The organism is Hydrogenophaga sp. ANAO-22 (assembly GCF_042466645.1).
GTDB lineage: Bacteria > Pseudomonadota > Gammaproteobacteria > Burkholderiales > Burkholderiaceae_C > Hydrogenophaga.
The window spans coordinates 1,362,455-1,389,173 of record NZ_CP159956.1 but is presented as its reverse complement, the minus strand read 5'-3'; the positions used below and the strand labels follow the sequence as shown (position 1 = coordinate 1,389,173).

23 protein-coding genes and 1 tRNA gene are annotated in these 26,719 nt (G+C 67.9%); 13 read left to right on the top strand and 11 right to left on the bottom strand.

All coding sequences use genetic code 11. The features are described from left to right. Positions 1–45 precede the first annotated feature (45 nt). Positions 46–1,770, top strand: coding sequence for a thiosulfohydrolase SoxB (gene soxB, locus ABSY19_RS06515; protein ID WP_382160343.1), 1,725 nt, complete (start codon positions 46–48; stop codon positions 1,768–1,770). 99 nt (positions 1,771–1,869) lie between these two features. On the opposite strand, the gene ABSY19_RS06510 is transcribed toward soxB, so the two are convergent. Beyond that, positions 1,870–2,841, bottom strand: coding sequence for a porin (locus tag ABSY19_RS06510; RefSeq protein ID WP_382160340.1), 972 nt, complete (start codon positions 2,839–2,841; stop codon positions 1,870–1,872). A 220-nt stretch (positions 2,842–3,061) separates the two neighbouring features. Here ABSY19_RS06510 and ABSY19_RS06505 point away from each other — a divergent pair, with 220 nt between their 5' ends. Next, positions 3,062–4,309: an NAD(P)/FAD-dependent oxidoreductase gene (locus ABSY19_RS06505; RefSeq protein ID WP_382160337.1), complete on the top strand. Its 1,248-nt coding sequence runs from the start codon at positions 3,062–3,064 to the stop codon at positions 4,307–4,309. A 12-nt stretch (positions 4,310–4,321) separates the two neighbouring features. Here the strand turns inward: ABSY19_RS06505 and ABSY19_RS06500 are convergent, their stop codons facing one another. Next, entirely contained in the window at positions 4,322–5,239 is a 918-nt protein-coding gene (locus tag ABSY19_RS06500; protein ID WP_382160334.1) for a LysR family transcriptional regulator, read from the bottom strand. Positions 5,240–5,411: 172 nt separating this feature from the next. Here ABSY19_RS06500 and ABSY19_RS06495 point away from each other — a divergent pair, with 172 nt between their 5' ends. The 3 genes from ABSY19_RS06495 to ABSY19_RS06485 are packed head-to-tail and all read left to right on the top strand — an operon-like array spanning position 5,412 to position 7,790. After that, positions 5,412–5,963: a cupin domain-containing protein gene (locus ABSY19_RS06495; RefSeq protein WP_382160331.1), complete on the top strand. Its 552-nt coding sequence runs from the start codon at positions 5,412–5,414 to the stop codon at positions 5,961–5,963. Then, on the top strand, positions 5,960–6,760 hold the full coding sequence (locus ABSY19_RS06490; protein ID WP_382160329.1) for an alpha/beta fold hydrolase: 801 nt from the start codon (positions 5,960–5,962) through the stop codon (positions 6,758–6,760). The genes ABSY19_RS06495 and ABSY19_RS06490 overlap by 4 nt, the downstream gene beginning before the upstream one ends. A gap of 37 nt (positions 6,761–6,797) precedes the next feature. Continuing rightward, positions 6,798–7,790 carry a Bug family tripartite tricarboxylate transporter substrate binding protein gene (locus tag ABSY19_RS06485; RefSeq protein ID WP_382160327.1) on the top strand — a complete coding sequence of 331 codons (993 nt, stop codon included), beginning with the start codon at positions 6,798–6,800 and terminating at the stop codon, positions 7,788–7,790. A gap of 19 nt (positions 7,791–7,809) precedes the next feature. On the opposite strand, the gene aqpZ is transcribed toward ABSY19_RS06485, so the two are convergent. The 7 genes from aqpZ to ABSY19_RS06450 all read right to left on the bottom strand — a co-directional run bounded on the left by aqpZ (position 7,810) and on the right by ABSY19_RS06450 (position 15,191). Continuing rightward, positions 7,810–8,514, bottom strand: coding sequence for an aquaporin Z (gene aqpZ / locus ABSY19_RS06480; RefSeq protein ID WP_382160325.1), 705 nt, complete (start codon positions 8,512–8,514; stop codon positions 7,810–7,812). A 141-nt stretch (positions 8,515–8,655) separates the two neighbouring features. After that, positions 8,656–8,731 (bottom strand) — tRNA-Thr (locus ABSY19_RS06475). A 28-nt stretch (positions 8,732–8,759) separates the two neighbouring features. Beyond that, positions 8,760–9,767, bottom strand: coding sequence for a class 1 fructose-bisphosphatase (locus ABSY19_RS06470; protein WP_382160323.1), 1,008 nt, complete (start codon positions 9,765–9,767; stop codon positions 8,760–8,762). 14 nt (positions 9,768–9,781) lie between these two features. Continuing rightward, positions 9,782–12,478: an aminopeptidase N gene (gene pepN / locus ABSY19_RS06465; protein ID WP_382160320.1), complete on the bottom strand. Its 2,697-nt coding sequence runs from the start codon at positions 12,476–12,478 to the stop codon at positions 9,782–9,784. 3 nt (positions 12,479–12,481) lie between these two features. Then, positions 12,482–13,586 (bottom strand): peptide chain release factor 2 gene (gene prfB / locus ABSY19_RS06460; RefSeq protein ID WP_382160317.1). Its coding sequence is split into 2 segments (ribosomal slippage): positions 12,482–13,504 and positions 13,506–13,586, totalling 1,104 coding nucleotides; the frame shifts between segments, so codons are not numbered across the junction. Between the two features lie 79 nt (positions 13,587–13,665). Continuing rightward, positions 13,666–14,211: a hypothetical protein gene (locus tag ABSY19_RS06455; RefSeq protein ID WP_382160314.1), complete on the bottom strand. Its 546-nt coding sequence runs from the start codon at positions 14,209–14,211 to the stop codon at positions 13,666–13,668. Between the two features lie 62 nt (positions 14,212–14,273). Further along, positions 14,274–15,191, bottom strand: a complete 918-nt coding sequence (locus tag ABSY19_RS06450; RefSeq protein ID WP_382160311.1) for an alpha/beta fold hydrolase — start codon at positions 15,189–15,191, stop codon at positions 14,274–14,276. Between the two features lie 35 nt (positions 15,192–15,226). Between ABSY19_RS06450 and ABSY19_RS06445 the strand changes: the two genes are divergently transcribed. Further along, positions 15,227–16,972, top strand: a complete 1,746-nt coding sequence (locus ABSY19_RS06445; RefSeq protein ID WP_382160308.1) for an acyl-CoA synthetase — start codon at positions 15,227–15,229, stop codon at positions 16,970–16,972. Positions 16,973–17,391: 419 nt separating this feature from the next. Here the strand turns inward: ABSY19_RS06445 and ABSY19_RS06440 are convergent, their stop codons facing one another. After that, positions 17,392–18,312, bottom strand: a complete 921-nt coding sequence (locus tag ABSY19_RS06440; protein WP_382160305.1) for a LysR substrate-binding domain-containing protein — start codon at positions 18,310–18,312, stop codon at positions 17,392–17,394. 208 nt (positions 18,313–18,520) lie between these two features. Here ABSY19_RS06440 and ABSY19_RS06435 point away from each other — a divergent pair, with 208 nt between their 5' ends. The 5 genes from ABSY19_RS06435 to ABSY19_RS06415 all read left to right on the top strand — a co-directional run bounded on the left by ABSY19_RS06435 (position 18,521) and on the right by ABSY19_RS06415 (position 24,105). Beyond that, complete coding sequence (locus tag ABSY19_RS06435) at positions 18,521–19,708, top strand: ABC transporter substrate-binding protein (RefSeq protein WP_382160302.1); 1,188 nt, start codon at positions 18,521–18,523, stop codon at positions 19,706–19,708. Between the two features lie 143 nt (positions 19,709–19,851). Further along, the gene (locus ABSY19_RS06430; RefSeq protein WP_382160299.1) at positions 19,852–20,868 is read left to right on the top strand and encodes an ABC transporter ATP-binding protein; all 1,017 of its coding nucleotides are present in this window, start codon (positions 19,852–19,854) and stop codon (positions 20,866–20,868) included. Next, positions 20,865–21,821: an ABC transporter permease gene (locus ABSY19_RS06425; protein WP_382160296.1), complete on the top strand. Its 957-nt coding sequence runs from the start codon at positions 20,865–20,867 to the stop codon at positions 21,819–21,821. Before ABSY19_RS06430 ends, ABSY19_RS06425 begins: the two co-directional genes overlap by 4 nt. Further along, positions 21,811–22,617, top strand: coding sequence for an ABC transporter permease (locus tag ABSY19_RS06420; protein ID WP_382160293.1), 807 nt, complete (start codon positions 21,811–21,813; stop codon positions 22,615–22,617). Before ABSY19_RS06425 ends, ABSY19_RS06420 begins: the two co-directional genes overlap by 11 nt. Positions 22,618–22,650: 33 nt before the next feature. After that, positions 22,651–24,105, top strand: coding sequence for a gamma-aminobutyraldehyde dehydrogenase (locus ABSY19_RS06415; RefSeq protein WP_382160290.1), 1,455 nt, complete (start codon positions 22,651–22,653; stop codon positions 24,103–24,105). 106 nt (positions 24,106–24,211) lie between these two features. Here the strand turns inward: ABSY19_RS06415 and ABSY19_RS06410 are convergent, their stop codons facing one another. Next, complete coding sequence (locus ABSY19_RS06410; protein WP_382160287.1) at positions 24,212–24,895, bottom strand: OmpA family protein; 684 nt, start codon at positions 24,893–24,895, stop codon at positions 24,212–24,214. A gap of 114 nt (positions 24,896–25,009) precedes the next feature. Between ABSY19_RS06410 and ABSY19_RS06405 the strand changes: the two genes are divergently transcribed. Further along, positions 25,010–26,053 (top strand): aldo/keto reductase, encoded by a 1,044-nt coding sequence (locus tag ABSY19_RS06405; RefSeq protein ID WP_382160284.1) that lies wholly within the window; start codon positions 25,010–25,012, stop codon positions 26,051–26,053. A 116-nt stretch (positions 26,054–26,169) separates the two neighbouring features. Continuing rightward, complete coding sequence (locus tag ABSY19_RS06400; protein ID WP_291112822.1) at positions 26,170–26,661, top strand: aminoacyl-tRNA deacylase; 492 nt, start codon at positions 26,170–26,172, stop codon at positions 26,659–26,661. The last annotated feature ends 58 nt before the right edge of the window (positions 26,662–26,719 follow it).

Genomic DNA, 26,719 nt, shown 5'->3' with positions numbered 1-26,719 from the left:
AATTTCGCTCAAATATCAGTCATCAGTTATCAATCAAGGACAGAGATGAGTTTCAGTCGCCGTGAATTCATGCAGGTGCTCGCCGTGGCCAGTGCCACCGGCATGGCCCTGAACCACCGCGACGTGCTGGCCGCCGCGCCCGGCGCGGGTGAAAAGCTGTACGACGTGCCGACCTTCGGCAACGTGAGCTTCCTGCACTTCACCGACTGCCATGCCCAGCTGCAGCCGATCTACTTCCGCGAGCCCAACGTCAACCTCGGCGTGGCCGAGGCCGTGGGCCGCGCGCCGCACATCGTCGGCGAGAAGCTGCTCAAGCACTTCAACATCAAGCCGGGCACCGCGAGCGCGCACGCGTTCTCGTACCTCAATTTCAGCCAGGCCGCGAAGACCTACGGCAAGGTGGGCGGCTTCGCGCACATGGCCACGCTGATCAAGCAGCTGCGCGCCAGCCGTCCGCACGCGCTGCTGCTCGACGGCGGCGACACCTGGCAGGGCTCGGCCACCTCGCTGTGGACCAACGGCCAGGACATGGTCGACGCCTGCAAGCTGCTGGGCGTGAACATGATGACACCCCACTGGGAGTTCACCTTCGGCGCCAAGCGCGTGCAGGAGATCGTGGAAAAGGACTTCAAGGGGAACATGGAATTCCTCGCGCAGAACGTCAAGACCACCGACTTCGAAGACCTGGTGTTCAAGCCCTACGCGCTGCGCGAGATGAACGGCGTGCAGGTGGCCGTGATCGGCCAGGCCTTCCCCTACACCCCCATCGCCAACCCGCGCTACATGGTGCCCGACTGGACCTTCGGCATCCAGGACGAGCACATGCAGAAGATGGTGGACGAGGCGCGCGGCAAAGGCGCGCAGGTCGTCGTGGTGCTCTCGCACAACGGCATGGACGTGGACATCAAGATGGCCTCGCGCGTGCGCGGCATCGACGCCATCCTCGGCGGCCACACGCACGACGGCATGCCCGCGCCCACCATCGTGAAGAACGGTGGCGGCCAGACCCTGGTGACCAACGCCGGCTCCAACAGCAAGTTCGTCGGCGTGCTCGACTTCGACGTGCGCGCCGGCAAGGTGCAGGACTTCCGCTACAAGCTGATGCCGGTGTTCTCCAACCTGCTGTCGGCCGACGCCGAGATGCAGGCCTACATCGACAAGGTGCGCGCGCCCTACAAGGACAAGCTCGACGAGAAACTCGCCGTCACCGAAGAGCTGCTGTACCGCCGCGGCAACTTCAACGGCTCGTGGGACCAGGTCATCTGCGACGCGCTGATGCAGAACAAGGGTGCCGACATGGCCTTCTCGCCGGGCGTGCGCTGGGGCACCTCGCTGCTGCCGGGCGACACCATCACCTACGAGCGCATGATGGACCAGATGGCCATGACCTACCCGGCCACCACGCTCAACGAGTTCACCGGCGAGCAGATCAAGACCATCCTCGAAGACGTGGCCGACAACATCTTCAACCCCGACCCCTACTACCAGCAGGGCGGCGACATGGTGCGCGTGGGCGGCATGCAGTACACCGTCTCGCCCAAGGCCGCGATGGGCCAGCGCATCAACAACATGATGCTCAAGGGCAAGCCGATCGAAGCCGACAAGACCTACAAGGTCGCGGGCTGGGCCTCGGTGCAGGAAGGCGCCAAGGGCGAGCCGATCTGGGACGTGGTCTCGGGCTACCTGCGCGACAAGAAGGTCATCAAGGGCGTGAAGATCAACACCCCGCGCATCGTCGGCATGGACGGCAACCCCGGCCAGGCCGCGTAAGCCGACACGACGCACCGCAAGGCAAAAAGCCCTCCGGCCGAAATCGACCGGAGGGCATGAAACCTTGGAAAAGGCAGGAAGTAACGCGAAAGCGGGAAATCAGAAGTCGTGGCGCACGCCGACCGAGTACATGCGGCGGTCGGTGGTGGTGACACCAGCGCCGTTCTCCACGTCGCCGTCGAGGTAGGCGCCGTACACGCGGGTGCGCTTGGACAGCGCGTAGGTCACGCCAGCGGACAGCGCGGAACCCTTGGCGGTCGTGGCGCCTGCGGTGTTCTCGGCCTTGCTGTAGGCGTAGCCCACCGAGAAGTCCAGGTTGCCCACGGGCACGTTCACGCCGATGGCGTAGCCATTGGCCTTGGCGCCGTTCTTGATTTCAGCGCGGTTGTAGCCGGCCGAGAGGCGGGCCACGCCGAAGTTGTACGCGCCACCGACGGTGGTGTACTCGCGGTTGTTGGCCTTCTGCTCCTGGTAGCCCACACCCACGTCCAGGTTGCCGGCGCGGTAGCGCAGGTTGAACGCGGTGGTGTCGGCCTTCACGGTCGAGTCTTCGTCCAGACCGTAGCTGGCGCCGAGGCTGAAGCCGCCGAAGGAGGGCGATTCGTAGCGCAGCTGGTTGCTGGCGCGGCTCGAGTAGTCGGCCACACCGGCGGTGTAGGCGATCTTGGTCGGGCTGAATTCCGAGTCCCAGAGGTTGCTGCTGATGCTCAGGTCGCGGATGTCGTCGAACGAGGTGTCGTGACGGCCGAGCTTGAGCGTGCCGAAGCCGCCGCTCAGGCCGACGATGGACATGCGGTCGAACGCGCTGCCGGCGGCTTGCGTGCCGGCGCTGCTGTCAAAGCCTTGCTCCAGACCGAAGATGGCCTTGAGGCCGCCGCCCAGGTCTTCGCTGCCGCGCACGCCCCAGCGGGTGGAGGTCAGGTTGCCGCTGAACATCTGCGTGCTGCTCACGCCGTTGACCTTGTTGGAACCGACCGAGGTGTCGATGCGGCCGTACAGCGTGACGTTGGACTGCGCCAGGGCGGCGCCCGTGGTGGCCAGAACGGCCAGAGCGACGAGGCTCTTCTTCATGTGGATGCTCCGATGAAATTGCACGGGGGACCCGTGGAGGTCCCCTTGCTCCCTGCACCATGCAGGAAGTCCTTCGTATTTCATCGAAGCGCGGCGAAAACTCTGTGACATCGGCCGCCCGCAAGAGGGTTTGCCCCGAGATACAACACATGGCCCTGCGATGTGCCAGGGCTGTCATCACCGCGCCATAAAAAGAGCAGCAACTAGAATGACCTGCACCATGACACACGACATCATCGTTCTCGGCGCGGGCATGGTCGGCGTGGGCTGCGCGCTGCACCTGCAGGCCCGGGGCCAGTCCGTCGCCTTGCTCGATCGCCGCGCGCCCGGGCTCGAGACGTCCTACGGCAACGCCGGCATCATCCAGCGCGAAGCCATCGCACCCTATGCCTTGCCGCGCGACCTCGGCTTCCTCTTGTCGGGCGCCACCAACCAGCGCGTCGACGTGCGTTACCACGCCAGCGATGCCGCGCGCATGCTGGGCCCGCTGTGGTCCTACTACCGCCACTCGGCACCCGGCCCCTACCAGCGGATTTCGCGCGAGTACGAGACCCTGATCGCGCTCTCGCTGGACACGCACGCACCGCTGATGCGCGACGCGGGCGCCGAGGATCTCGTGGCGGGGCAGGGCTACCTCATGCTCTACCGCAGCGAGCGCGAACTGCACGAATTCTTCGAGGTGGCCGACGAGCGCGCCCAGGCCGGCGTGCACCACCTCAAGCTCACGGGCGCGGACGTGGCGCGCGAAGAGCCCGCGCTGGTGGGCGAGTTCGCCGGGGCCGTGCGCTGGACCGACCCCGTGGCCATCCGCAGCCCGGGCGATCTGGTGCAGGCCTATGCGCGTCTGTTCGAACAACGCGGTGGCGCGGTGCACCTGGGCGACGCCCTGGGCCTGCGCCAAAGCGGCTCGGGCGGGTGGCAGGTGGACACGGCCGACGGGCGCACACTCTCGGCGCCGCAGGTGGTGGTGGCGCTGGGCCCGTGGACCCTGCAGCTGACCTCGCGCTTTGGCTACACGGCGCCCATGATCCCCAAGCGCGGCTACCACATGCACTACGCGCGCCTGCCGGGCCAGACCCTGAACAGCACCGTCATCGATGCCGAATACGGTTACGTGGTCGCGCCCATGAAGGACGGCCTGCGCCTGACCACCGGCGCCGAACTCGCGAACGCCGATGCGCCGCGCACACCCACGCAGATCGATGCCGCCGAAGCGATCGCGCGCCAGAGCTTCCCGCTCGGCGAGCGCGTGGACCCCGAACCCTGGATGGGCACGCGCCCCTGCATGCCCGACATGAAACCCGCCTTCGGCCCCGTGCCCTCGGTGCCCGGCCTGTGGTGCGCCTTCGGCCATGGGCACCAGGGCTTCACGCTGGGGCCGGTGACGGGGGAACTGCTGGCGGCGATGATGACCGGCGCCACGCCGCGCGTGGATGTGCGGCCGTTTTCGCCGGCCCGGTTCGGCTAACCGTTCGCGCCTTCAGCGCGCGACCGCCTGCGCGCACTCCACCACCACGCGGCGCAGCCACTCGTTGGCGGGCGCGTGCTGCGTGCGCGGGTGCCACAGCATGCGCACATCGAACAGCGGCAGCTCCAGCGGGATGTCGAACATGTCGATGCGCGCCATCTGCGTCATGCGCCGGGCCAGGCGCACCGGCACGCAGGCCACCATGTCGGAGGTCTCCAGCACGAAGGGCAGGGCCAGGAAGCTGGGCTTGATCATGTGCACGTTGCGGCTCACGCCATGGGGGCACAAGGCGGCGTCGATCTGCACGTTGTAGATCTGCGCGAGGTCGGGCTCGATGGTCACATGGGGCAGCGCGCAGAAGGCCGCCACATCCAGCGACGCCGTGATCGCGGGGTGCTCGCGCGCGCAGATGGTGACGAAGCGGTCGGCGAACAGGTTGCGGCCCTTGAGGTAGTCGGGCGCGTCGGGGAAGTAGGTGATGGCCAGGTCCAGCTCGCCCGCCGCCATCATTTCGCCGAAGTGTTTGGGGTTGGTCTGCAGCACGTGGATCTTCACGCCGGGCGCCTCCTCGCGCAGCCGGCGCATGACCGAAGGCATCACCAGCAGGTCGATGTAGTCGATGACGATCAGTCGGAAGGTGTGCTGCGCCGTGGCGGGGTCGAACGGCGTGGCGGGCTCGAGCACGCGCTCCATCGCGGCCAGCGCTTCCTGCACCCGGGGCAGCAGGGCCATGGCGCGTTCGGTGGGCACCAGGCCGGTGCCCGCGCGCATCAGCAACTCGTCCTGGAACAGGTCGCGCAATTTGGCCAGCGACGCGCTCATGGACGACTGGCCCACCTCCAGCCGTTCGGCCGCGCGGGTGACATGGCGTTCCCGCATCAGGGCGTCGAACGCGAGCAGCAGAGGGAGATCGAGGGTCGGCAGCTTCATGGCCAGGGATGGTGCCTGCATTCGCCTGACCGGGTGCGCTCAGGGGCCTAGGGGAAAACCCATGGCCTTCATCGCGGGGGCCGATCGGCGCCATCGGTTTGCGCGATTGCAGCATGCGCGGCCGCACTTTCATACTTCGCCGCGTGTCCCACCCCCAACCGAGAGAGACCCCATGGCACTTCCCCAGATCCGAGTTACGCGCGAAGAGATGCGCAAACGCGTGGCCTACTTCAAGGACTTGAAAGGCTTCGACGGCGGCCTGCCCGACAGCCAGTACCCCAGCGCCATCCGCAAGCTGTACAACGCCGTCGGCTTCCAGCCGCCCAAGGGCAAGGGCGGCCAGGACGTGGTCTCGCCGCTGGGCGCCGAGGCGGCGGCGAACGCGGCCATCCCCATCAGCGAGGGCTTCAACCTGGGCTTCTGCGAAGCCCGGCCCGGCCACGGTCCGATGATGCACAACCACGACACCAACGAAACCTTCATGCCCCTCACCGGCACCTGGCGCTGCTCCTGGGAACTGGATGGCCGTGAAGAGTATTTCGACGTCGGCCCCTGGGACGTCATGTCGTTCCCGCCCGGCGTCAACCGCCGCTTCGAGAACATCACCCACCACGAGCCCGAGCAATCGCATTTCCTGCTGGTCGTCGTCAGCGGCGACGCCCCCGAGGCGGACTTCTCCGAGCAGGCCAAGTCCACCTTGCGCGAAGCGGGGCTCTACGCGTGAGCCTGGATTTCGCCGCACCGGCCGGCCTGGAGGCGTTCACCCAGGCCTGGCCCCTGAACGCCTTCACCGACCCGCAAGGGCACCGCTGGGGCTTTCGCGACAACCGGCGCGACGCGCCGCCCCTGGTGCTCTTGCCCGGCGCCCTGGGCAACGGCGACGTGGCCTGGCGCATCGCGCAAGCCCTGGACGCCGAGGCCCGCGTGCTGACGGTGCACTACCCCAGCGGCCTGGAACCCGACGCGCTGGCCGATGGCCTCCTGGCCCTGATCGACCACCTCGCGCTCGGCCCCGTGGCGGTCTGGGGCTCCTCGTATGGCGCGTGGTGGGCCCAGGCCTTCGCCCAACGCCACCCCGGCGCGCTGCGCGCGCTGTGGCTGGGCAACACCTTCGTCGACGGGGCCGACGTGGCCGCGTCCCCGCTGTTCGCGCCCGACTGGCTGACCGCGGCCAGTGGTGAGGATGTGGTCGCGCGCTGGCGCGACGGCACCCTGGCCCGCCCCGACAGCGAATTGCGCCAGCTGCAGCTGCACATGCTCCAGCACGGCCTGCCGGCGGAAGACTTCCGCCAGCGGCTGCTGAAGGTGGCGCTGTCAACGCCCCTGCCCGCACCGCCGACGCCCACGAAGACCGTGCTCTGCGACTGCGAGGACGACGCCATCATCACGCCCGCCGTGCGCGAACGGGTGCGCCGGCGTTACCCCCATGCCCATCGCGTGGTGCTGTCTGCCGGGGGGCACTATCCCCATGTGCAGCAGATCGACGCCTTGCTTCCCCATCTGCGGTCCTGGCTCGCCTGAGCCCCGCCGCCCCATGCCCCCGAACCAGGAAACCCCCATGAGCCCCCAACTCCCCGCAGGCCCGAACCGCCGCCACATCCTCTCCGGCCTCGGCGCCGCCGCCCTGATCGGCGTCGCCCCTCGGCTGCACGCCCAGGGCAAGTGGCCCGAGAAGCCGATCCGCGTGGTCGTGCCCTTCGCCGCCGGCGTCTCGCCCGACGTCGTGGCCCGCATCCTGAGCGAGCCGCTGTCCCGCGCACTGGGGCAACCCGTCGTCATCGACAACCGCGCGGGCGCGGCCGGCATCATCGGCGCCGACGTGGCGTCCAAGAGCCCGGCCGATGGCTACACCCTGTTCATGACGGTCAACTCCATCATGGGCATTAACCCCAACGTCTACGCCAAGCTGCCCTACGACACCTTCCGCGACTTCGCCCCCGTGACCCAGGTGGCGCTGGTGCCCTATGTGCTCATCACCGGCCCCAACCAGCCCTTCAAGACCTTGCAGGACCTGCTGGCCCAGGCCAAGGCGAAACCCGGTGGCGTGGAGTACGGCTCGCTGGGCGTGGGCTCGGGCCCGCACGTGGTGATGGAGATGATGAACAACATGGCGCAGGTGAGCATGGTCCACATCCCCTACAAGGGCAGCCCGCTGCCCGACGTGATGGCGGGCCAGGTGCCGCTGGCGTTCGAGCCGGCCACCACGGCCGTGCCGCTGGTGCGCTCGGGCAAGGTGCGCGCGCTGGCTGTCACCAGCCCCAAGCGCAGCTCGGCCCTGCCCGAGGTGCCCGCCGTGAGCGAGGTGCTGCCGGGCTACGACGGCGATGGCTGGCAGGGCTTCTACGTGCCCGCGGGCACGCCCAAGGACATCATCGGCCGCCTCAACACCGAGCTGGTGAAGATCCTGCACACGCCCGATGTGCAGAAGAAGCTCGAAGGCCTGGGGCTCGTCGCCATGGGCACTTCCGTGGAGGCGTTCGCCAAGGTCTCGCGCGCCGAATACGACAAGTGGGGCAAGATCGCCAAGGCCAACAACATCCGCGTGGAGTGAGGCCGCCCGGCCGGCCGGCTCAGTCGTCGCCGGTGGCCAGCAGCGAGCGCCAGATCAGCGCGCCCAGCGCGGCGCCCACGATCGGCGCGACCCAGAACAGCCAGAGCTGGTCCAGCGCGATGGCCGGGCCGAACAGCGCCGGGCCGGTGCTGCGCGCCGGGTTGACCGAGGTGTTGGTCACCGGGATCGAGATCAGGTGGATCAGGGTCAGGCACAGGCCGATGGCCAGGCCGCCGAAGCCGGCGGCCGCGCGTTTCGCGGTGGCGCCGAGGATGACGAGCAGGAACACGGCGGTGAGCACGACCTCGGTGATCAGCGCCGCCGTGAGGCCGTAGCCGCCGGGCGAATGTTGGCCATAGCCGTTGGTGGCGAAGCCGCCCACACTGGCGCCCGGCTTGCCCGTGGCGATGAGGTACAACACGCCGGCCGCCACCACGGCGCCCAGCACCTGGGCGATCACATAACCGGGCAGCTCGGCCGCGCGGAAGCGGCCCCCGAGCGCCAGGCCCACCGAGACCGCCGGATTGAAGTGGCCGCCGGAGATCGGCCCGAAGGCGTAGGCGCCGGTCAGCACCGTGAGGCCGAAAGCCAGCGAGACGCCGGTGAAGCCGATGCCGAGCTGCGGAAAGGCCGCCGCCAGCACCGCACTGCCGCAGCCGCCCAAGGTCAGCCAGAAGGTCCCCAGAAATTCGGCAGACCACTTCTTCAGATTGCTGTGTTCCATGCTGTCTCCAAGTCGGGTTGTTCGGCCTGTTGCCACAGGGCGTGGGCGGATTCTAGGTCGACTCCGACGGGCGCGCGCACGGCCGCGCCGCCCCAAAGAAAAAGCCCGCCATGGATTTCATGGCGGGCTTTCAGCGTTTGTTGGTGCCGGAGAGATGAATCGAACACCCGACCTTCTCATTACGAATGAGCTGCTCTACCGACTGAGCTACACCGGCAACGCCTAAGATTATAGCCCGATGTGGATCAGGCTTCCCGGTGGTAGGCGGTGACGCGCTCGACCTCGTTCTTCGAGCCCAGGATCACGCTGACGCGCTCGTGCAGCTTGCCGGGCACGATGTCCAGGATGCGCTCGCGGCCGTTGGTGGCGGCGCCGCCGGCCTGTTCGATCAGCCAGCTCATGGGGTTGGCCTCGTACATCAGGCGCAGCTTGCCGGGCTTGTTCGGTTCGCGCTTGTCCCAGGGGTACATGAAGATGCCGCCGCGCGTGAGGATGCGGTGCACGTCGGCCACCATGCTGGCGATCCAGCGCATGTTGAAGTCCTTGCCGCGCGGGCCTTCCTGGCCGGCGAGGCACTCGTCCACGTAGCGCTTCACCGGGGTGTCCCAGTGGCGCATGTTGCTCATGTTGATCGCGAATTCCTTGGTGTCGGCCGGGATCTTCACGTTTTCCTGGGTCAGCACGAAAGAGCCCTGCTCGCGGTCGAGCGTGAACATGGCCACGCCGTCGCCCACCGTGAGCACCAGCGTGGTCTGCGGGCCGTACACGCAGTAGCCGGCGGCCACCTGGTGGGCGCCGCTCTGCAGGAAGTCCTCCTCGCTCACGCCGGCGCTGCCGTCGGGCTTCCTGAGCACGCTGAAGATGGTGCCGATGCTGACGTTCACGTCGATGTTGCTGGAGCCGTCCAGGGGATCGAACAGCAGCAGGTACTCGCCCTGCGGGTAGCGGTTGGGCACCACGTAGATGCTGTCCATTTCCTCGCTGGCCATGGCCGCGAGGTGGCCGCCCCATTCGTTGGCTTCGATCAGCACCTCGTTGGCGATGATGTCCAGCTTCTTCTGGACCTCGCCCTGCACGTTCTCGGTGGTCGCCGCGCCGAGCACGCCGCCGAGGTCGCCCTTGTTCACGGCCTGGCTGATGCTCTTGCAGGCGCGCGCCACCACTTCGAGCAGCAGGCGCAGCTGGGAGGGAATCAGGCCGTCGACGCGCTGTTGTTCGACGAGGTAGCGGGTGAGGGAAATGCGTTGGGTCATGTCGGTTTTCCGTTTCAGTCGGCGAGGGCTCGGGTGACGACCTCGCGCACGTCGTTGCTCAGGTCGGGCTTGGCGGCCACGCGGGCGATGGCTTCGCGCGCCGCGCCGCGGTAGGGCTCGGCGAGTTTTTTCCAGCGGTCGAGCGCGCGCGCCAGGCGGGCGGCCACTTGCGGGTTGAAGGCGTCGAGTTCGGCCACGCGCTCGCTCCAGAACAGGTAGCCCGCCGCGTCGGCGCGGTGGAAGGCGCCCGGGTTGGCGCTGCAGTAGCTGAAGATCACGCTGCGCGCGCGGTTGGGGTTCTTGAGGTTGAAGTCCGGGTGCGCCATGAGCTTGCGCACCGCCGGCAGCACGTTGCCCGCGCGGTCGGGCGCGCCGGCCTGCAGGGCGAACCACTTGTCGAGCACCAGGGCCTCGTCGCGGAACAGGGCGTGGAAGCGGGCCAGCGCGTCGCGGGCGAGCGCGTGTTCGCTCACCACCAGGGCCGACAGCGCGTTGAAGCGGTCGGTCATGTTGCCGGCGTCCTTGAAGTGCTGGTAGGCCTTGCCCGGCCAGACGGCGTCGCCTTGGTGGCGCGCGGCCAGGCACAACATGGTGAGCGACAGGCCCGCGAGCGCGCGGCGGCCGGTGCTCACCGGGTCGGGGTGGTAGGCGCCGTTGTCCTTGTGGTGCTCGAAGGCCCAGGCCCAGTCGTCCTGCAGGGCGGTGGCGAGCTGTTCGCGCATGGCTTCGCGCACCGCGTGCACGCGCTGCGGGTCCACCTCGGCCAGTTGTTCGGCGATGTAGGTTTCGCTCGGCAGCGTGAGCACCAGCTCCTTGAAGGCGGCGTCCAGGTGCTGGTGGCGCAGCACATCGCGCATGGCGCCGAGGAAGGCGCCGTCCAGCGGCGCATCGGGGGCGGGGCCTTCGGCCAGGATGGCCATGAGCGCGCGGCGCAGGGCCAGGCGCTGGCCGGCTTCCCAGCGGTTGAACGGGTCGGGGTCGGCCGCGAGCAGGGTGAGCAGCTGCGCGTCGGTGTAGTGGCATTCCAGCACCACGGGCGCCGAGAAGCCGCGCAGCAGCGAGGGCACGGGCGCGCTGTCGAGGTTCACGAAGGTGAAGCTCTCGCTGGCCTGGGTGAGCACGAAGGTGCGGCTGCCGGCCTCGGGCTGCGTCCAGTGCGCCAGTTGCAGCGGCAACTGCTGGCCTTCGGGGCTGAGCAGGCCGAGCGAGACCGGGATCACGAACGGCTCCTTGGCGGCCTGGCCCGGCGTGGGCATGCAGCTTTGCGACAGCGTGAGCGTGTAGCTGCGCGCGGCGGCGTCGTACACGCCTTCGGCGCGCACGTGCGGCGTGCCGGCCTGGCTGTACCAGCGCTTGAACTGCGGCAGCAGGCGGTGCAGGTCGCTCTCGGGGTTGGCGTCGGCGATGGCCTGGGCGAAGTCGTCGCAGGTGACGGCCTGGCCGTCGTGCCGCTCGAAGTACAGCTTCATGCCCCTGGCGAAGCCTTCGCGGCCGACCAGGGTCTGCATCATGCGCACGACCTCGGCGCCTTTTTCGTAGACGGTGACGGTGTAGAAGTTGTTGATCTCGGCGTAGCTGTCGGGCCGCACCGGGTGGGCCATGGGGCCGGCGTCCTCGGGGAATTGCGCGGTGCGCAGCACGCGCACGTCCTCGATGCGCTTGACCGCGCGCGCCGAGGGCTCGGCGCACAGGTCCATGCTGAATTCCTGGTCGCGGAAGACGGTGAGGCCTTCCTTGAGGCTGAGCTGGAACCAGTCGCGGCAGGTGACGCGATTGCCGGTCCAGTTGTGGAAGTACTCGTGGCCCACCACCGATTCGATGTTGGCGAAATCGGTGTCGGTGGCCGTGGCGGCGTTGGCCAGCACGTACTTGGTGTTGAAGATGTTGAGGCCCTTGTTCTCCATCGCGCCCATGTTGAAGTCGCTGGTGGCGACGATCATGAAACGCTCGAGGTCGAGCGGCAGGCCGAAGCGGGCCTCGTCCCAGGCCACGCTGGCGATCAGCGAGTTCATCGCGTGCTCGGTCTTGTCCATGTCGCCTGGGCGCACATAGACCTGCAGCAGGTGCTTGCCGCCGCTGCGCGAGGTGATGCGCTGCTCGCGCGCCACCAGCTGGCCGGCGACCAGGGCGAACAGGTAACACGGCTTCTTGTGCGGATCGACCCACTTCGCGAAGTGGCGGCCATCGGGCAGGCTGCCTTCCTCCACCAGGTTGCCGTTGGACAGCAGCACCGGGTACTTCGCCTTGTCGGCGCGCAAGGTGACGGTGTAGCTGGCCATCACGTCCGGGCGGTCCAGGAAGTAGGTGATGCGGCGGAAGCCCTCGGCCTCGCATTGCGTGAAGAAGGTGCCCTGGCTCACGTACAGGCCCATGAGCTGCGTGTTCTTCTCGGGCACGCAGATCGTGAAGATCTCCAGGTCGAAGGGCTCGTGGCCTTCGGGCAGGCTCTCCAGCACGAGCTGGGTGCCTTCGATCTTGAAGGAGCAGCCCGCGCCGTTGACCAGCACGCGCGCGACGCTGAGGTCTTCCCCATCCAGGCGCAAAGCCTGCGCCGGCACGTCCGGGTTGCGGCGCAGGCGCATCTTGTTGAGCACGCGGGTCTTGGCCGGGTCCAGGTCGAAGCCGAGATCGACGGTGTCGATCCAGTAGGCCGGGGCGGCGTAGTCCTCGCGGCGCACCACGGTGGTGGGGCCTTCACGCAATGAGCTCATGGATCAAACTCCCTGTTTGAGTGATGCTTCGATGAAGGGGTCGAGGTCGCCGTCCAGCACCTTCTGCGTGGCGGAAATCTCGACGTTGGTGCGCAGGTCCTTGATGCGGCTGTTGTCCAGCACGTACGAGCGGATCTGGTGGCCCCAGCCCACGTCGGTCTTGGTGTCTTCGAGCTTCTGCTGCTCTTCCTGGCGTTTGCGAAGTTCGTGGTCGTACAGGCGTGAGCGCAGGCGCTTCCACGCCACGTCGCGGTTGCTGTGCTGGCTGCGGCCGTCCTGGCACTGCACCACGATGCCGGTGGGGATGTGCGTGAGGCGCACGGCCGAATCGGTCTTGTTGATGTGCTGGCCGCCCGCGCCCGAGGCTCGGAAGGTGTCGGTGCGCACGTCGGCCGGGTTGATGTCGATCTCGATCGAGTCGTCCACTTCGGGGTAGACGAAGATGGACGCGAACGAGGTGTGGCGCCCGCCCGAGGAGTCGAACGGGCTCTTGCGCACCAGGCGGTGCACGCCGGTCTCGGTGCGCAGCAGGCCGAAGGCGTACTCGCCCTCCACCTTGATGGTCGCGCTCTTGATGCCGGCGGTGTCGCCCTCGGTCTCGTCCTCGATGGTGGTCTTGAAGCCCTTGCGCTCGGCGTAGCGCAGGTACTGGCGCAGCAGCATGCTGGCCCAGTCGCAGGCTTCGGTGCCGCCGGCGCCGGCCTGGATGTCCACGAAACAGTTCAGCGGATCGGCCGGGTTGTTGAACATGCGGCGGAATTCGAGCTTCTCCACCTCGGCCGCCACCTTGGCGGCTTCGCCTTCGATGGTGACCAGGCCGGCGGTGTCGCCGTCCTCGCTCGACATCTCGAACAGCTCGGTGTTGTCGGCCAGTTCGCCGGTGAGGCGGTCCAGCACCAGCACCACGTCTTCCAGGGATTTTTTCTCGCGGCCCAGGTCCTGGGCACGCTTGGGGTCGTTCCAGACCGTCGGGTCTTCGAGCGCGGACTCGACTTCCTTCAGCTTCGATGCCTTGGCATCGTAGTCAAAGATACCTCCGGAGCTCGACCACCCGGGTGGTCAGGTCTTCGAGCTGGCTTCGGATGGCGTTGCTGCGTTCGGCTTCCATGGGACTGTTTCCTGCTGTCTGTGTACAAAGACGGCGATTTTCTCACGGGCCGGCCCTGGGCCGCGGGCGCTGTCCGATGTCAGAAGCGCCACTTCGCCCCGACCATGAAGGCCGCGGTGCCCAGGATCTGGACTTCGAGGGCGGACCGGGGCGAGAGCTGGTAGCCCACCGCCGGGATGATGGCGGGCGAAAACCCGCCCACGTTCATGGGGACCTTGTCCTTGTACTGGCCCACGTAGCCGTACAGGATGCCGGCCGTCACCGACACATACACCTTGGGCTGGCTGGGCAGCAGGCCGGGCCAGGCCTTGCCCACGAAGGCGTAGGCCGAGGGCTGGCCGAAGGAGTTGCGGAACAGGCTGATGCCGCAGGTGCGGTCGTTGGGCAGCAGGCGGCTCAGGCTGAAGGCGAACACCGGCTTGTGCTCCGGATCGTGCGACCAGTGGTGCGTGTAGGGCGAGAAAAAGCCCTCGTAGCGGGGTTCGGTCGCACCTTCGGCCACGGGATCGTTGATGCCGGGGCACAGCGTCCAGTCGATGGCCAGGGCCGGCGAGGACAGCGCCGCCAGCAGGGCGAAGGTGGCCAGGGGGCGTGAAAGAGCGGGGCGGGTAGGGGTCGTGGGCAAGCTGAAAACCATAGGTCACAAGTATGCACGCCACCCGCGTTGCGACTGCAACAATCCGTACATCAGCCTGGGGCCTGGAGGAAATCCTCGATCAGGCCGGCCAGTGCTTCGGGCTGGTCGTGGTGCATCATGTGCCCGGCGTCGGGCACCTCGGCGCTGCGCAGCCGGGGCACGGCCTGGATGCGCTCGTGGTACTGGGCCAGGGTGAAGGCGCCCTTCCACCACAGGCCCAGGCTGTCGTCGCTGGCGGTCACCGAGAGCACGGGCGCGCTGATGCGGCGGTACAGTTCCAGCGCCTCGTCGAGCCGGTACAGGTTCGCGCCGACCACCTTGTGGGCCGCGTCGCCCAGGATCTCCCAGCCGCCCTCGGCGTTCGGCGCGGCCCATTGGCGCGCCAGCCAGTCGGCCTTGTCGCGCGGCAGGCGCGGGTTGGTCTTCATGAGGCGCTGCGCCACGCCGTCGACCGAGCCGTAGGCCTTGAGGCCGTTCTCGCCCCGGTGCAGGGCCTTGACCTCATCGATCCACTGCGCATAGCGCCCCGGCGCCTGCGCGGGCCGCGTCTCGGGCATGCCGAAGCCTTCGAGGTTGACGAGGCGGCGGATGCGCTGGGGCCGCACGCCGCTGTAGATCATGGCCACGTTGCCGCCCATGCTGTGGCCCACGAGGTCCACCGCGCGCTCGCCGGCATAGTGGTCGAGCAGGATGTCGAGGTCGGCGAGGTAGTCGGGGAACCAGTAGTTGTCGGGCGCGGGGCCGTCCGCCTTGGAGAGGCCGAAGCCGCGCCAGTCGGGCGCGATGATCCAGCGATCGCCGCGCATCGCGTCCACCACGAACTGCCAGGAGGCGGACACGTCCATCCAGCCATGCACGAGCACCAGCGGGGCCTGCGTGGCATCGGGCTGGCCCCATTGGCGCACGTGGTAGTTCAGGTGGCGCACCGGGACGAACTCGGTGCGGGAAGGTTTCCGGGCTTGGTACATTCGATCGATCATAGAGAACGAGACGGAGACCGGCCATGCGATCGAGTCAAGCCAGAGACAAGTCCCCCCAGTCCGCGAAAGACCTCTACGACCACCTGCACCGGCGCTTCGGGTGGCAGGTGCCGGCGCATTTCAACATCGCCGAGGTCTGCATGCGGCGCTGGGCCGAGCGGCCCGCCACCGCCTTGCGCACGGCGGTGATCGCCAGCGCGCCGGGCCGCGAGCCGCGCCACCACCGATATGCCGAACTCATGGACCAGGCCAACCGCCTGTCCAACGCCCTGGCCGCGCTGGGCGTGCAGCGCGGCGACCGCGTGGCCATCGTGCTGCCGCAGCGCTTCGAGACCGCCGTGGCCTACATGGCGGTGCTGCAGCTGGGCGCGGTGGGCATGCCGCTGTCGCAGCTGTTCGGCCCCGACGCGCTGGAGTACCGCCTGCACGACAGCGAGGCCGTGGTGGCGATCTGCGACCAGCCTTCGCTGCCCGCGCTGCTGGGCGTGCGCGAGCGCTGCCCCTTGCTGCGCGCGGTGATCGGGCTCGATGGCGACGGCACACCCGCTGGCATGCGCGCCGACCTGGACTGGACCGAGCTGCTCGCGCAGGAGCCCACGGACTTCGTGCCCGTGAACACCTATGCCGACGAAGCCGCGGTGCTGATCTACACCAGCGGCACCACGGGCAACCCCAAGGGCGCCTTGATTCCGCACCGCGCGCTGATCGGCAACCTGAGCGGTTTCGTGTGCAGCCAGAACTGGTTTGGCTTCGACCCGTTCGATGCCTCGGTGGTGTCGAAAGCGGTGTTCTGGTCGCCGGCCGACTGGGCCTGGACCGGTGGCCTGATGGACGCGCTGTTGCCCACGCTGTACTTCGGCCGGCCCATCGTGGGCCACAACGGCCGCTTCTCCCCCGAGCTGGCGTTCGAGCTGATGCAGCGGCATGGGGTGACGCACAGCTTCCTGTTTCCCACGGCGCTGAAGGCGATGATGAAGGCGGTGCCGGTGGTGCGGCCGCGTTACCGTTTGAAGCTGCAGGCGCTGATGAGCGCGGGCGAGGCGGTGGGGGACGCGGTGTTCGCGTGGTGCCGCGATCAGCTGGGGGTGACGGTGAACGAGATGTTCGGCCAGACCGAGATCAATTACATCGTGGGCAATTGCGCGCCGTTGTGGCCGGCGAAGCCGGGCAGCATGGGCAAGGCTTATCCGGGGCACCGGGTGGCGGTGCTGGACGATGAGGGCCGGGAATGCCCGGTGGGGGTGCCGGGGGATGTGGCGGTGCACCGGCGGGATGGGCATGGCGATCCGGATCCGGTGTTTTTTCTGGGGTACTGGAAGAACGAGGGGGCGACGCGCGCGAAGTACACGGGCGATCCGGCGGACAGCTGGTGCCGCACGGGCGATCTGGCGACACGCGATGCCGAGGGTTATCTCTGGTACCAGGGGCGGGCGGACGATGTGTTCAAGGCGGCGGGGTACCGCATCGGGCCGAGCGAGATCGAGAACTGTCTGGTGAAGCACGCTTCGGTGGCGAATGCGGCGGTGGTGCCGAAACCGGATGCCGAGCGGGGGGCTTTGGTGAAGGCTTTTGTGGTGCTGGCCCCGGGGTGCGCCGGGGACGATGCGCTGGTGAAGGCGCTTCAGCTGCATGTGAAGGGGATGTTGGCGCCCTACGAGTACCCCAAGGAGATCGAGTTCATCGATGCTTTGCCCATGACGACGACGGGCAAGGTGCAGCGGCGGGTTTTGCGGGTGTTGGAGGAGGAGCGGGCGCGTTCGTCTCTCTAGCCTGCTTTGGCGCGGGGCCGCTGGTGCGGGTGGCCGTTCTCCGGCGCTGCTCGCGGGCGGCTGCCCGGGCGCTCGCACATCCCTTCGTCAACACCGGGTGGGCGCACGACCTCTGTGGCAACCGCGAATGGGCGCCTGCGCCCGGCCACCCGCACCATCGACCCAGTGGCATGGTTGGCATTCAAGTGGTTGAATTCAAGTTTCACTTGAATGGCGTTCCATTCCCTCCCTCTCGACGGATGGTGGGGTTCGCGGGCGCAGGCGCCCATTCGCGGTTGCCACAGAGCCTGAGTGAGGGGGTGGAGTTGACGAGGTAGCGGTGGCGAACCCGGGCAGTCGTCCGCGAGCAGCGCCGGAGAACGCGGACCACGCCATCCGGCAGCGCGAGGTCCAGGCCAGAAACCCAGGCAAGAAAAACACTAAGCCACAGGCCGCCGAGACCGAGACTGATCCCGGGCCACCTCGATGAACTCCAGCACCTCCGCCCGAGGCTGGGACCCCCGCCGCCACACCAAGCCCACATCGACCGTAGGCACAGCGTCGCGCAAGGTCCGCACCTCCACATGCTCCGCGTCCAGCGTCCAAGGCCGGTACAGAAAGTCCGGCAACACCGCGAGCCCGGCCCCCACCCCCACCAAGGAGCGCACCGCCTCCAGAGACGACGTGCGCAACACCGTGCGCGGCTTCAGCTGATGGCGCGCCCACACGCTGCGCATCAACAACTCGATCCGGTCCGCCTGCAGCACCACCAGATCATGCTGCACACACTCCGCCAACCCCACCTCCGCCTGCGACGCCAGCGGGTGGTCCGCCGCCATCCACACCCGGTTCGGTGAACGCGTCAGCGTCTCCGCCACCAAAGCCTGCGGCTCACCCAGCGCATTGCTCACCATGATCGCGATGTCCAGCTCGCCGTTGATCAACAGGTGCTCCAGAAAGGGCGGCGCATCCTCCACCACCTGCAGATCCACCCCCGGACACGTGCGCCGAAACCGCGCGAACACCTCCGACAGGTAGTAACCCGCCACCAGACTCGTTACCCCGATCGTGAGCGAACCGGCCAAGGGCGTCGCCCCCTGGTGCACACCCCGCGTGGCGTCCGCCACCGCGCCGATCACCCGCCGCGCCTTCACCAGAAAGCGGTGCCCCTCCGGCGTCAGCCGCATCCCCTTGGGGCTGCGCTCGAACAACACCAGGCCCAGACCGTCCTCCAGCTCCAGCACGCTCTTGGTGATCGCCGACTGCGCGATGTTCAGCATGCGCGAGGCCGCGGCCACGGAGTCCGATTCCGCCACCGCCAGGAAGTAGCGGAACTGCTTGAGCGTGATGTGCCGGTTCATGCTGGTGCGCACCACGCCAGGGAACTGCTGCCCTGTTGCGGTGCAAAAAAGATATGGGTAAACCCTCGCTCTCTATTTTCGAGATAGCTTACCGCAGCAATATTGAATTTTGAAAGCCGGGCCGGCCTTCCTACGATGCGCTGCAGTCGGCCCGCCGGGCGGTGGGCTGCGTTTCTGAAACCGCTATCAACCCATAGGTGATCGATCCATGAAACTCGCACAACGCCCTCTCGCCCGCACCGTCGCGGGTCTGCTGACGACGGCCCTCACCCTGGCCACCCTGGCCCCCGCCGCGCAGGCGCAATCGGCCCTCAAGAAACTGGGCAAAGGCGAAGGCCAGGTCGACATCGTGGCCTGGGCGGGCTACATCGAACGCGGCCAGACCGACAAGAACTTCGACTGGGTCACCGACTTCGAGAAGAAGACCAGTTGCAAGGTCAACGTGAAGACCGCCGGCACGTCCGACGAAATGGTCGCGCTCATGAACGAAGGCGGCTTCGACCTCGTCACCGCCTCGGGCGACGCCTCCATGCGCCTCATCGCCGGCAAGAAGGTGCAGCCCGTCAACGTGGACCTGATCCCCAGCTACAAGACCGTGGACCCGCGCCTGCAGAAGGCGCCCTGGCACTACGTGAACAACACGCACTACGGCACGCCCTACCAGTGGGGCTGGAACGTGCTCATGTACAACACCACCGTCTTCAAGGACAAGCCGCCCACCAGCTGGAACGTGGTGTTCGAGGAAACCACGCTGCCCGATGGCAAGAGCAACAAGGGCCGCGTGCAGGCCTTCGACGGCCCGATCTACATCGCCGACGCCGCGCTCTACCTGATGAAGAAGAACCCGGCCCTGGGCATCAAGGACCCGTACGAACTCAACGAGGCGCAGTACAAGGCCGCGCTGGACCTGCTGCGCGGCCAGCGCAAGCTGGTGGGCAAGTACTGGCACGACGCCTTCGTGCAGATCGACGACTTCACCAACGAAGGCGTGGTGGCTTCCAGCAGCTGGCAGTTCATGGCCAACATCCTCAAGAGCAAGAACCGCCCGGTCGCCACCGTGGTGCCGGTCGAAGGCGCCACCGGCTGGGCCGACACCACCATGTTGCACGCCGACGCCAAGCACCCCAACTGCGCCTACATGTGGATGGAGCACTCGCTCAACACCAAGCTGCAGGGCGACCTCTCGGCCTGGTTCGGCTCGGTGCCCTCGGTGCCGGCGGCCTGCAAGGGCAACAAGCTGCTGGGCGACCAGGGCTGCGCCAACCAGGGCTACAACAGCTTCGACAAGATCTCGTTCTGGAAGACGCCCACGAGCAAGTGCACGACGCAGAACAACAACTGCGTGCCGTACCACAAGTGGGTGTCGGACTATATAGCCGTTCTCGGCGGCCGCTGAAGCGGCCTTCGAGACGGCACACCCCCGCGGCGCTTCGCGCCACCCCCTCAAGGGGGCGATGCCTGAGGCCCGGCAAAGCCGGTTCCTCGGCATCTCTGGATGAAGCGTCACCTCTCTCTCGCCGCATCTTCTGAATCTATTTCATGACCGTCGCTGTCACCCTGGAAGCTGTCTCGTGCGTGTTCGGTTCCGGCGCGCAGGCCGTGCGCGCGGTCGACCGCGTGGACCTCACCATCGAAGGCGGGGAGTTCTTCACCTTGCTCGGGCCTTCGGGCTCGGGCAAGACGACCTGCCTGCGCATGATCGGCGGCTTCACGCTGCCGACCTCGGGCCGCATCCTCATCGGCGGGCAGGACGTGTCGCACCTGCCGCCGTACGCGCGGCCGGTGAACACGGTGTTCCAGGACTACGCGCTGTTCCCGCACATGAACATCCGCGACAACGTGGCCTACGGCCTGATGGTGCAGGGCGTTGACAAGTCGGCGCGGCACGCGCGTGCCGAGCAGATGCTGGACCTGGTGCGGCTCTCGGGCGTGGGCGAGCGCCGCCCGGGCCAGCTCTCGGGTGGCCAGCGCCAGCGCGTGGCGCTGGCGCGCGCGCTGATCAACCAGCCACAGGTGCTGCTGCTCGACGAACCGCTGGGCGCGCTCGACCTCAAGCTGCGCGAGCAGATGCAGACCGAGCTGAAAGCCCTGCAGCGGCAGCTGGGCATCACCTTTCTCTTCATCACGCACGACCAGCACGAGGCGCTGTCCATGAGCGACCGCATCGGCGTGTTCAGCAACGGCCGGCTGGAGCAGGTGGGTGCACCGCAGGCCATCTACAACCGCCCGGCCACGCGCTTCGTGGCCGAGTTCGTGGGCGCGGCCAATGTGTTCGACGGCGCGCGGGCGCGCGAGATCGCGGGCGTGGACAGCGTCATGCTGCGGCCCGAGCGCATCCGCCTGGGCACCTCGCCGCAGGCGCGCCTGAGCGGCGCGGTGATCGATGCGCAGTACTTCGGCTCGTTCTCGCGCGTGCGGGTGGACTGGGGCGGCGAGGCCGTGTCGGTGGACCTCAACCCCGAGCTGCATCCCGAGCTGCCCACGCCGGGCGACACGGTGCACCTGCACTGGCAGGCCGATGCGGTGCACCCGTTGCAGCCAGGCGCGGCGCCATGAGCCTGGCCTTGTCCGCCTCCCCACCGCCGATGCCGCGCGGCGGCGCGCTGCGCCGGCTCTCGGACCTGCTCTACACCCGCCGCGGCCTGCTGATGGCCGCGCTGCTCGGGCCGCCGCTGCTGTGGTTCGGCGTGATCTACCTGGGCTCGCTGTTCGCGCTGCTGGCCAACAGCTTCTTCGCGCTCGACGAATTCTCCGGCGTGGTGGACCGCACGCGCTTCACGCTGCAGAATTTCCGCGAGATGACCGACCCCGCCAACGTGGACGTGGTGCTGCGCACCGTGGCCATGGCGGTCAGCGTCACGCTGGCCTGCGGGCTCATCGCCTTTCCCATCGCCTACTACATGGCGCGCTATGCGCGCGGCCCGCAGAAGGCGCTGCTCTACATCGCGGTGATGCTGCCGCTGTGGTCCAGCTACCTGGTGCGGCTCTATGCGTGGAAGCTGCTGCTGGCCAAGGAGGGCGCGATCTCCTGGGTGCTGGCCGAGGTGCACATGACCTGGCTGCTCGATCTGGTGCTGTCCACACCCGGCATCGGCGGCAACTCGCTCTCGTTTTCGCGCCTGGGCACCTTCATCGTCTTCGTCTACATGTGGCTGCCTTTCATGATCCTGCCGATCCAGGCCGCCATCGAGCGCATCCCGGGCTCGCTGCTCGAAGCCTCCAGCGACCTCGGCGCGCGCGGCGGCACCACCTTCTGGAAGGTGATCTTTCCGCTCGCCATGCCGGGCATCGCGGCGGGCTCCATCTTCACCTTCTCGCTCACGCTGGGCGACTACATCATTCCGCAGGTGATCGGCGACTCCACGCTGTTCATCGGCCAGGTGGTGTACCGGCAGCAGGGTGTGGCGGGCAATGTGCCTTTCGCGGCCGCGTTCTCGCTGGTGCCCATCGTGGTGATCGGCGTCTACCTGTGGATCGCCAAACGCCTGGGGGCTTTCGATGCGCTCTGACCCGTCCCGCGCCGGCTGGGGCCTGAAGGCCGCGACCTGGGCCGGCGTGCTGTTCCTGCACATCCCGCTCGCGCTCATCATCCTCTACGCCTTCAGCGCCGAGGACAAGAGCTACGTGTTCCCGCCGCCGGGCCTCACCACGCAATGGTTCGCCGCGGCCTGGGCGCGAGAGGACGTGTGGGCCGCCATCGGCCTGTCGTTCCGCGTCGCGCTGATCGCCACCGCGCTGGCCATGGTGCTGGGCACGCTGGCGGCGGCCGGCCTGGCGCGCACGCGCTTCTTCGGCCGCGACGCGATCTCGCTGCTGCTGATTCTGCCGATCGCGCTGCCCGGCATCATCACCGGCATCGCGCTGCGTACGGCGTACCACACCATGGAGATCCCGTTCAGCTTCTGGACCATCGTGGTCGGTCACGCCACCTTCTGCGTGGTGGTGGTCTACAACAACGCGGTGGCGCGGCTGCGGCGCACCAGCCCTTCGCTGATCGAGGCCTCGATGGACCTGGGCGCGGACAGCTTCCAGACGATCCGCTATGTGATCCTGCCGCAGCTCGGCTCGGCCCTGCTGGCCGGTGGCCTGCTGGCGTTCGCGCTGAGCTTCGACGAGGTCATCGTCACCACCTTCACCGCCGGGCAGCAGACCACGCTGCCGATCTGGATGCTGCAGGAGCTGATCCGCCCGCGCCAGCGGCCGGTCACCAACGTGGTGGCGGTGGTCATCATCGCGCTCACCTTCATCCCCATCCTGGCCGCGTACTACCTCACGCGCGCCGACGAACAACCGAACGGGCGCTGAGCCCGAACCCCTTCCACCCCGACGGAGACCACCATGGGCAAGACCCCCGATTTCCAAGTCCCGATGTCGACCGAGCTGTACATCGACGGCCAGTTCGTGGCCGGCGAGGGCGAGCGCGAGCGCGTGCTGAACCCGGCCACGGGCGAGGTCATCGCGCAGGTGCCCGAGGCCTCGTACGAACAGATCCACAAGGCGGTGCTGGGGGCCAGCCGCGCGTTCGACAGCTGGAGCGAGACCACGCCCATGGAGCGCTCGCGCCTGCTGCTCAAGGTGGCCGATGCCATCGAGCAGCGCGCCGAGCAGTTCGCTCGGCTGGAGTCGCTCAACTGCGGCAAGCCGTATCTGCGCGCGCTGGAGGACGAGATCCCGGCCATCGTCGACTGCTTCCGCTTCTTCGCGGGCGCCGCGCGCTGCATGACGGGTTCGGTGGCCGGCGAGTACCTGCCGGGCCACACCAGCATGATCCGGCGCGACCCGGTGGGCGTGGTCGGTTCGATCGCGCCCTGGAACTACCCGCTGATGATGGCCGCGTGGAAATGCGCGCCCGCGCTCGCGGCCGGCAACACCGTGGTGCTCAAACCCAGCGAGCAGACGCCGCTGACCACGCTGATGCTCGCGCGCGTGGTGGCCGAGATATTGCCCAAGGGGGTGTTCAACGTGGTCTGCGGGCGCGGCCCCAGCGTGGGCCAGCCGCTGGTGGAGCACCCGCTGGTGCGCATGGTCTCGCTCACCGGCGACGTGTCCACCGGCCGCAAGATCCTGCAGGCCGCCACCGGCACGCTCAAGCGCACGCACCTGGAGCTGGGCGGCAAGGCGCCGGTGCTGGTGTTCGACGACGCCGACATCGACGCGGTGGTGGAGGGCATCCGCACCTTCGGTTACTACAACGCGGGGCAGGACTGCACGGCGGCCTGCCGGCTCTACGCGGGCGCCAAGGTGTACGACCGCCTGGTGGCCGACCTCAGCAGCGCGGTCAAGACCATCCAGATGGGCACGCAGGACGAGGCGGGCGTGGAACTGGGCCCGCTGATCACCGACCGCCAGCGCGACCGTGTGGCGAGCTTCGTGGAGCGCGCGCAGATGCTGGGCCACATGGAAGTCACCGCCGGCGGCAAGATGCGCTCGGGCAGCGGTTTCTTCTACGAACCCACGGTGATCGCGGGGGCGCGGCAGGACGACGAGATCGTGCGCCGCGAGGTGTTCGGGCCGGTGGTGTCGGTGACGCGCTTCACCGACCCCGAGGAGGCCGTGACCTGGGCCAACGATTCGGAGTACGGCCTGGCTTCATCGGTGTGGACGCAGGACGTGTCGCGCGCGCTGCGCGTGGCGCGCAAGCTGCAGTACGGCTGCACCTGGATCAACACCCACTTCATGCTGGCCAACGAGATGCCGCATGGCGGCATGAAGGCCAGTGGCTATGGCAAGGACATGTCGATGTACGCGCTGGAGGACTACACGGTCGCACGCCACGTGATGGCGAAACTTTGAAGCACCCCCTGCCGCGCTTCGCGCGACCCCCCTTGAAGGGGGGCGACACCAGAGGCCCGGCAAAGCCGGTTCCTCGGTGTCACTGGTTGGGCTGCCTCGCTCCGACTTAGCGCGCTGCGGTTTGTGCGGGCTCGGCCACGTAGATTTCGACGCGGCGGTTGGCGGCGCGGCCTTGGGGCGTGGCGTTGTCGGCGACTGGCTGGCGCGAGCCCTGGCCATCGGTGGCGATGCGGCTGGCGGCGACGCCGCGTGAGACCAGGTAGTCGCGCGTGGCGTTGGCGCGGTCGAACGACAGCGGGTTGTTCACGGCGTCGCTGCCGGTGCTGTCGGTGTGGCCCACGATGGCCACGGCGGTCACCGGGTTGGCATTGAGCGTGCCGGCGAACTGGCCCAGCACGCGCTGCAGCGTGGGGCTCACGGTGGAGCGGCCGGTGGCGAAACCGGCGTCGGCCGGCACGTCGAGCTTGAGGCGGTTGTCGGTGGTCTGGCTCACCCCGATGCCGGTGCCCGCCGTGGCGGCCTCCATCTGCTTCTTCTGCTCCTGCATCTTGTTGGACCAGACGTAGCCACCCACCGCGCCCGCGCCGGCACCGAGCACGGCGCCCGTGGCCGCGCCCTTGGAGCCGCCCGTGGCCGCGCCGAGCAGGGCGCCCGCGACGGCACCGATGCCGGCGCCTTTGGCGGTGCCGCTTTGCGTTTCACTCATGTTGGCGCAACCGGCCAGGGCGAGCGCCGCGGCCAGTGTGGTGACCGTCAGGCCTCGGGTCAGATGGATGTTGAAGTTGGACATGGTTTTTCTCCACTGCTTGGTTGAAGGTCGATTGAGACGTGCAAGGCACCCTAAACTTATACCCCTACGGGTTTCAGCCGAAACCTTCCGCAGTTCCTATTTACAAATACTTGCATGAAGAACGTACCACTGGGCACCAGCGCGCTGCGCGTGCCCCCGATCTGCCTGGGCACCATGACGTTTGGCGAGCAGGTGGACGAAGCCACCGCGCACCGCATCCTGGATCGCGCGCTGGAGCGTGAGATCAGCTTCCTCGACGCGGCCGAGATGTACTCGGTGCCGGCGCGCGCCGACACCAGCGGCTCCACCGAAACCATCCTGGGCAACTGGTTCGCCAAGCGGCCGGGCGCGCGCGACAAGCTGGTGCTGGCCACCAAGGTGGCCGGACCGGCGCGTGGCATGCCCTGGCTGCGCCCGGAGATGAGCAAGGCCGGCATCATCGAAGCCTGCGAAGCCAGCCTGCGCCGCCTGCAGACCGAGGTGATCGACCTCTACCAGATCCACTGGCCCGCGCGCAACGTGCCGGCCTTTGGCGCGATCTATTTCGACCCGGCCAAGGACAAGCCGGCGCCTTCGGTGCTCGAGCAGCTCGAAGCCCTGGCCGAGCTGGTGAAGGCCGGCAAGGTCAAGGCCATCGGCCTGTCCAACGAGACCCCCTATGGCGTGCACGAGTTCGTGCGCCTGGCCGAGCAGCACGGCCTGCCGCGCGTGGCCACGGTGCAGAACCCGTACTGCCTGATCAACCGCAGCTACGAGAACGGGCTCGACGAAACCTGCCACCGGCTGGATGTGTCGCTGCTGGCGTATTCGCCGCTGGGCTTTGGCCTGCTGAGCGGCAAGTACGACGAGACCGGCCTGGTGGGCAACGCGGGCCGCATGGCGATCTACGAATCGATGCGCAAGCAGCGCTGGGGCCGGCCCGAAGCGCTGGACACCGCGCGCCGCTACAACGCGCTGGCGCGCGAACACGGCCTCACGCCTTCGCAACTCGCGCTGGCCTTCTGCTACACCAACCGGCGCGTGGCCAGCACCATCATCGGTGTGACGACGCTGGCCCAGCTCGACGAGTGCCTGGACGCCTGGGACACGAAGCTCTCGCCGGAGCTGCTGGCGGCGATCGATGCGATCCGCTGGGAGAGCCGCGACCCCGCGCAGTGATCGGAACACCCCCGCCGCGCTTCGCGCGACCCCCTCAAGGGGGCGATGCCAGTGGCCCGGCAAAGCCGGTTCCACGGCATCTTTGGCCGAAGCCACTGCGGACCTGAAAATCCTCCATGGCAAAAAAATCGCACGTGAGTGAAACGCCCGCCACCGCCTGGCTCAAGGCGCATGGCGTGGTGTTCACCGAGCACCCCTACGAGTACCTGGAGCACGGTGGCGCGCAGCACAGCGCGCAGGTGCTCGGGTTCGACCCCTTCGCCGTGGTGAAGACGCTGATCATGCAGGACGAGGCGGCCAGGCCGCTGGCGGTGCTGATGCACGGCAACCGCACCGTTTCCACCAAGAACCTGGCGCGGCAGATCGGCGCCAAGTCGGTCGAGCCTTGCAAGCCCGAGGTCGCCAACCGGCACAGCGGTTACTTCGTGGGCGGCACCTCGCCGTTCGGCCTCAAGCGCGACATGCCGGTGTGGGTGGAGGCCACGGTGCTGACCTTGCCGAAGATCTGGATCAACGGCGGGCGCCGGGGTTTTCTCGTCGGCATCGATCCGGCGGTGCTCGCCGGTCCCCTGGGCGCCAAGCCGGTGAACTGCGCGCTGGCAGAATAGCCGCCCAGACACGGCTTCGCGCGCAGACGCGGTGGCCCCACGAGAACGAGGAGCTTGC

Excerpts from the sequence above, each read along its gene's own strand:
- soxB (WP_382160343.1), top strand. The coding sequence starts at position 46 with ATGAGTTTCAGTCGCCGTGAATTCATGCAGGTGCTCGCCGTGGCCAGT.
- ABSY19_RS06510 (WP_382160340.1), bottom strand. The coding sequence starts at position 2,841 with ATGAAGAAGAGCCTCGTCGCTCTGGCCGTTCTGGCCACCACGGGCGCC.
- ABSY19_RS06505 (WP_382160337.1), top strand. The coding sequence starts at position 3,062 with ATGACACACGACATCATCGTTCTCGGCGCGGGCATGGTCGGCGTGGGC.
- ABSY19_RS06500 (WP_382160334.1), bottom strand. The coding sequence starts at position 5,239 with ATGAAGCTGCCGACCCTCGATCTCCCTCTGCTGCTCGCGTTCGACGCC.
- ABSY19_RS06495 (WP_382160331.1), top strand. The coding sequence starts at position 5,412 with ATGGCACTTCCCCAGATCCGAGTTACGCGCGAAGAGATGCGCAAACGC.
- ABSY19_RS06485 (WP_382160327.1), top strand. The coding sequence starts at position 6,798 with ATGAGCCCCCAACTCCCCGCAGGCCCGAACCGCCGCCACATCCTCTCC.
- aqpZ (WP_382160325.1), bottom strand. The coding sequence starts at position 8,514 with ATGGAACACAGCAATCTGAAGAAGTGGTCTGCCGAATTTCTGGGGACC.
- ABSY19_RS06470 (WP_382160323.1), bottom strand. The coding sequence starts at position 9,767 with ATGACCCAACGCATTTCCCTCACCCGCTACCTCGTCGAACAACAGCGC.
- pepN (WP_382160320.1), bottom strand. The coding sequence starts at position 12,478 with ATGAGCTCATTGCGTGAAGGCCCCACCACCGTGGTGCGCCGCGAGGAC.
- ABSY19_RS06450 (WP_382160311.1), bottom strand. The coding sequence starts at position 15,191 with ATGTACCAAGCCCGGAAACCTTCCCGCACCGAGTTCGTCCCGGTGCGC.
- ABSY19_RS06445 (WP_382160308.1), top strand. The coding sequence starts at position 15,227 with ATGCGATCGAGTCAAGCCAGAGACAAGTCCCCCCAGTCCGCGAAAGAC.
- ABSY19_RS06440 (WP_382160305.1), bottom strand. The coding sequence starts at position 18,312 with ATGAACCGGCACATCACGCTCAAGCAGTTCCGCTACTTCCTGGCGGTG.
- ABSY19_RS06435 (WP_382160302.1), top strand. The coding sequence starts at position 18,521 with ATGAAACTCGCACAACGCCCTCTCGCCCGCACCGTCGCGGGTCTGCTG.
- ABSY19_RS06430 (WP_382160299.1), top strand. The coding sequence starts at position 19,852 with ATGACCGTCGCTGTCACCCTGGAAGCTGTCTCGTGCGTGTTCGGTTCC.
- ABSY19_RS06425 (WP_382160296.1), top strand. The coding sequence starts at position 20,865 with ATGAGCCTGGCCTTGTCCGCCTCCCCACCGCCGATGCCGCGCGGCGGC.
- ABSY19_RS06420 (WP_382160293.1), top strand. The coding sequence starts at position 21,811 with ATGCGCTCTGACCCGTCCCGCGCCGGCTGGGGCCTGAAGGCCGCGACC.
- ABSY19_RS06415 (WP_382160290.1), top strand. The coding sequence starts at position 22,651 with ATGGGCAAGACCCCCGATTTCCAAGTCCCGATGTCGACCGAGCTGTAC.
- ABSY19_RS06410 (WP_382160287.1), bottom strand. The coding sequence starts at position 24,895 with ATGTCCAACTTCAACATCCATCTGACCCGAGGCCTGACGGTCACCACA.
- ABSY19_RS06405 (WP_382160284.1), top strand. The coding sequence starts at position 25,010 with ATGAAGAACGTACCACTGGGCACCAGCGCGCTGCGCGTGCCCCCGATC.
- ABSY19_RS06400 (WP_291112822.1), top strand. The coding sequence starts at position 26,170 with ATGGCAAAAAAATCGCACGTGAGTGAAACGCCCGCCACCGCCTGGCTC.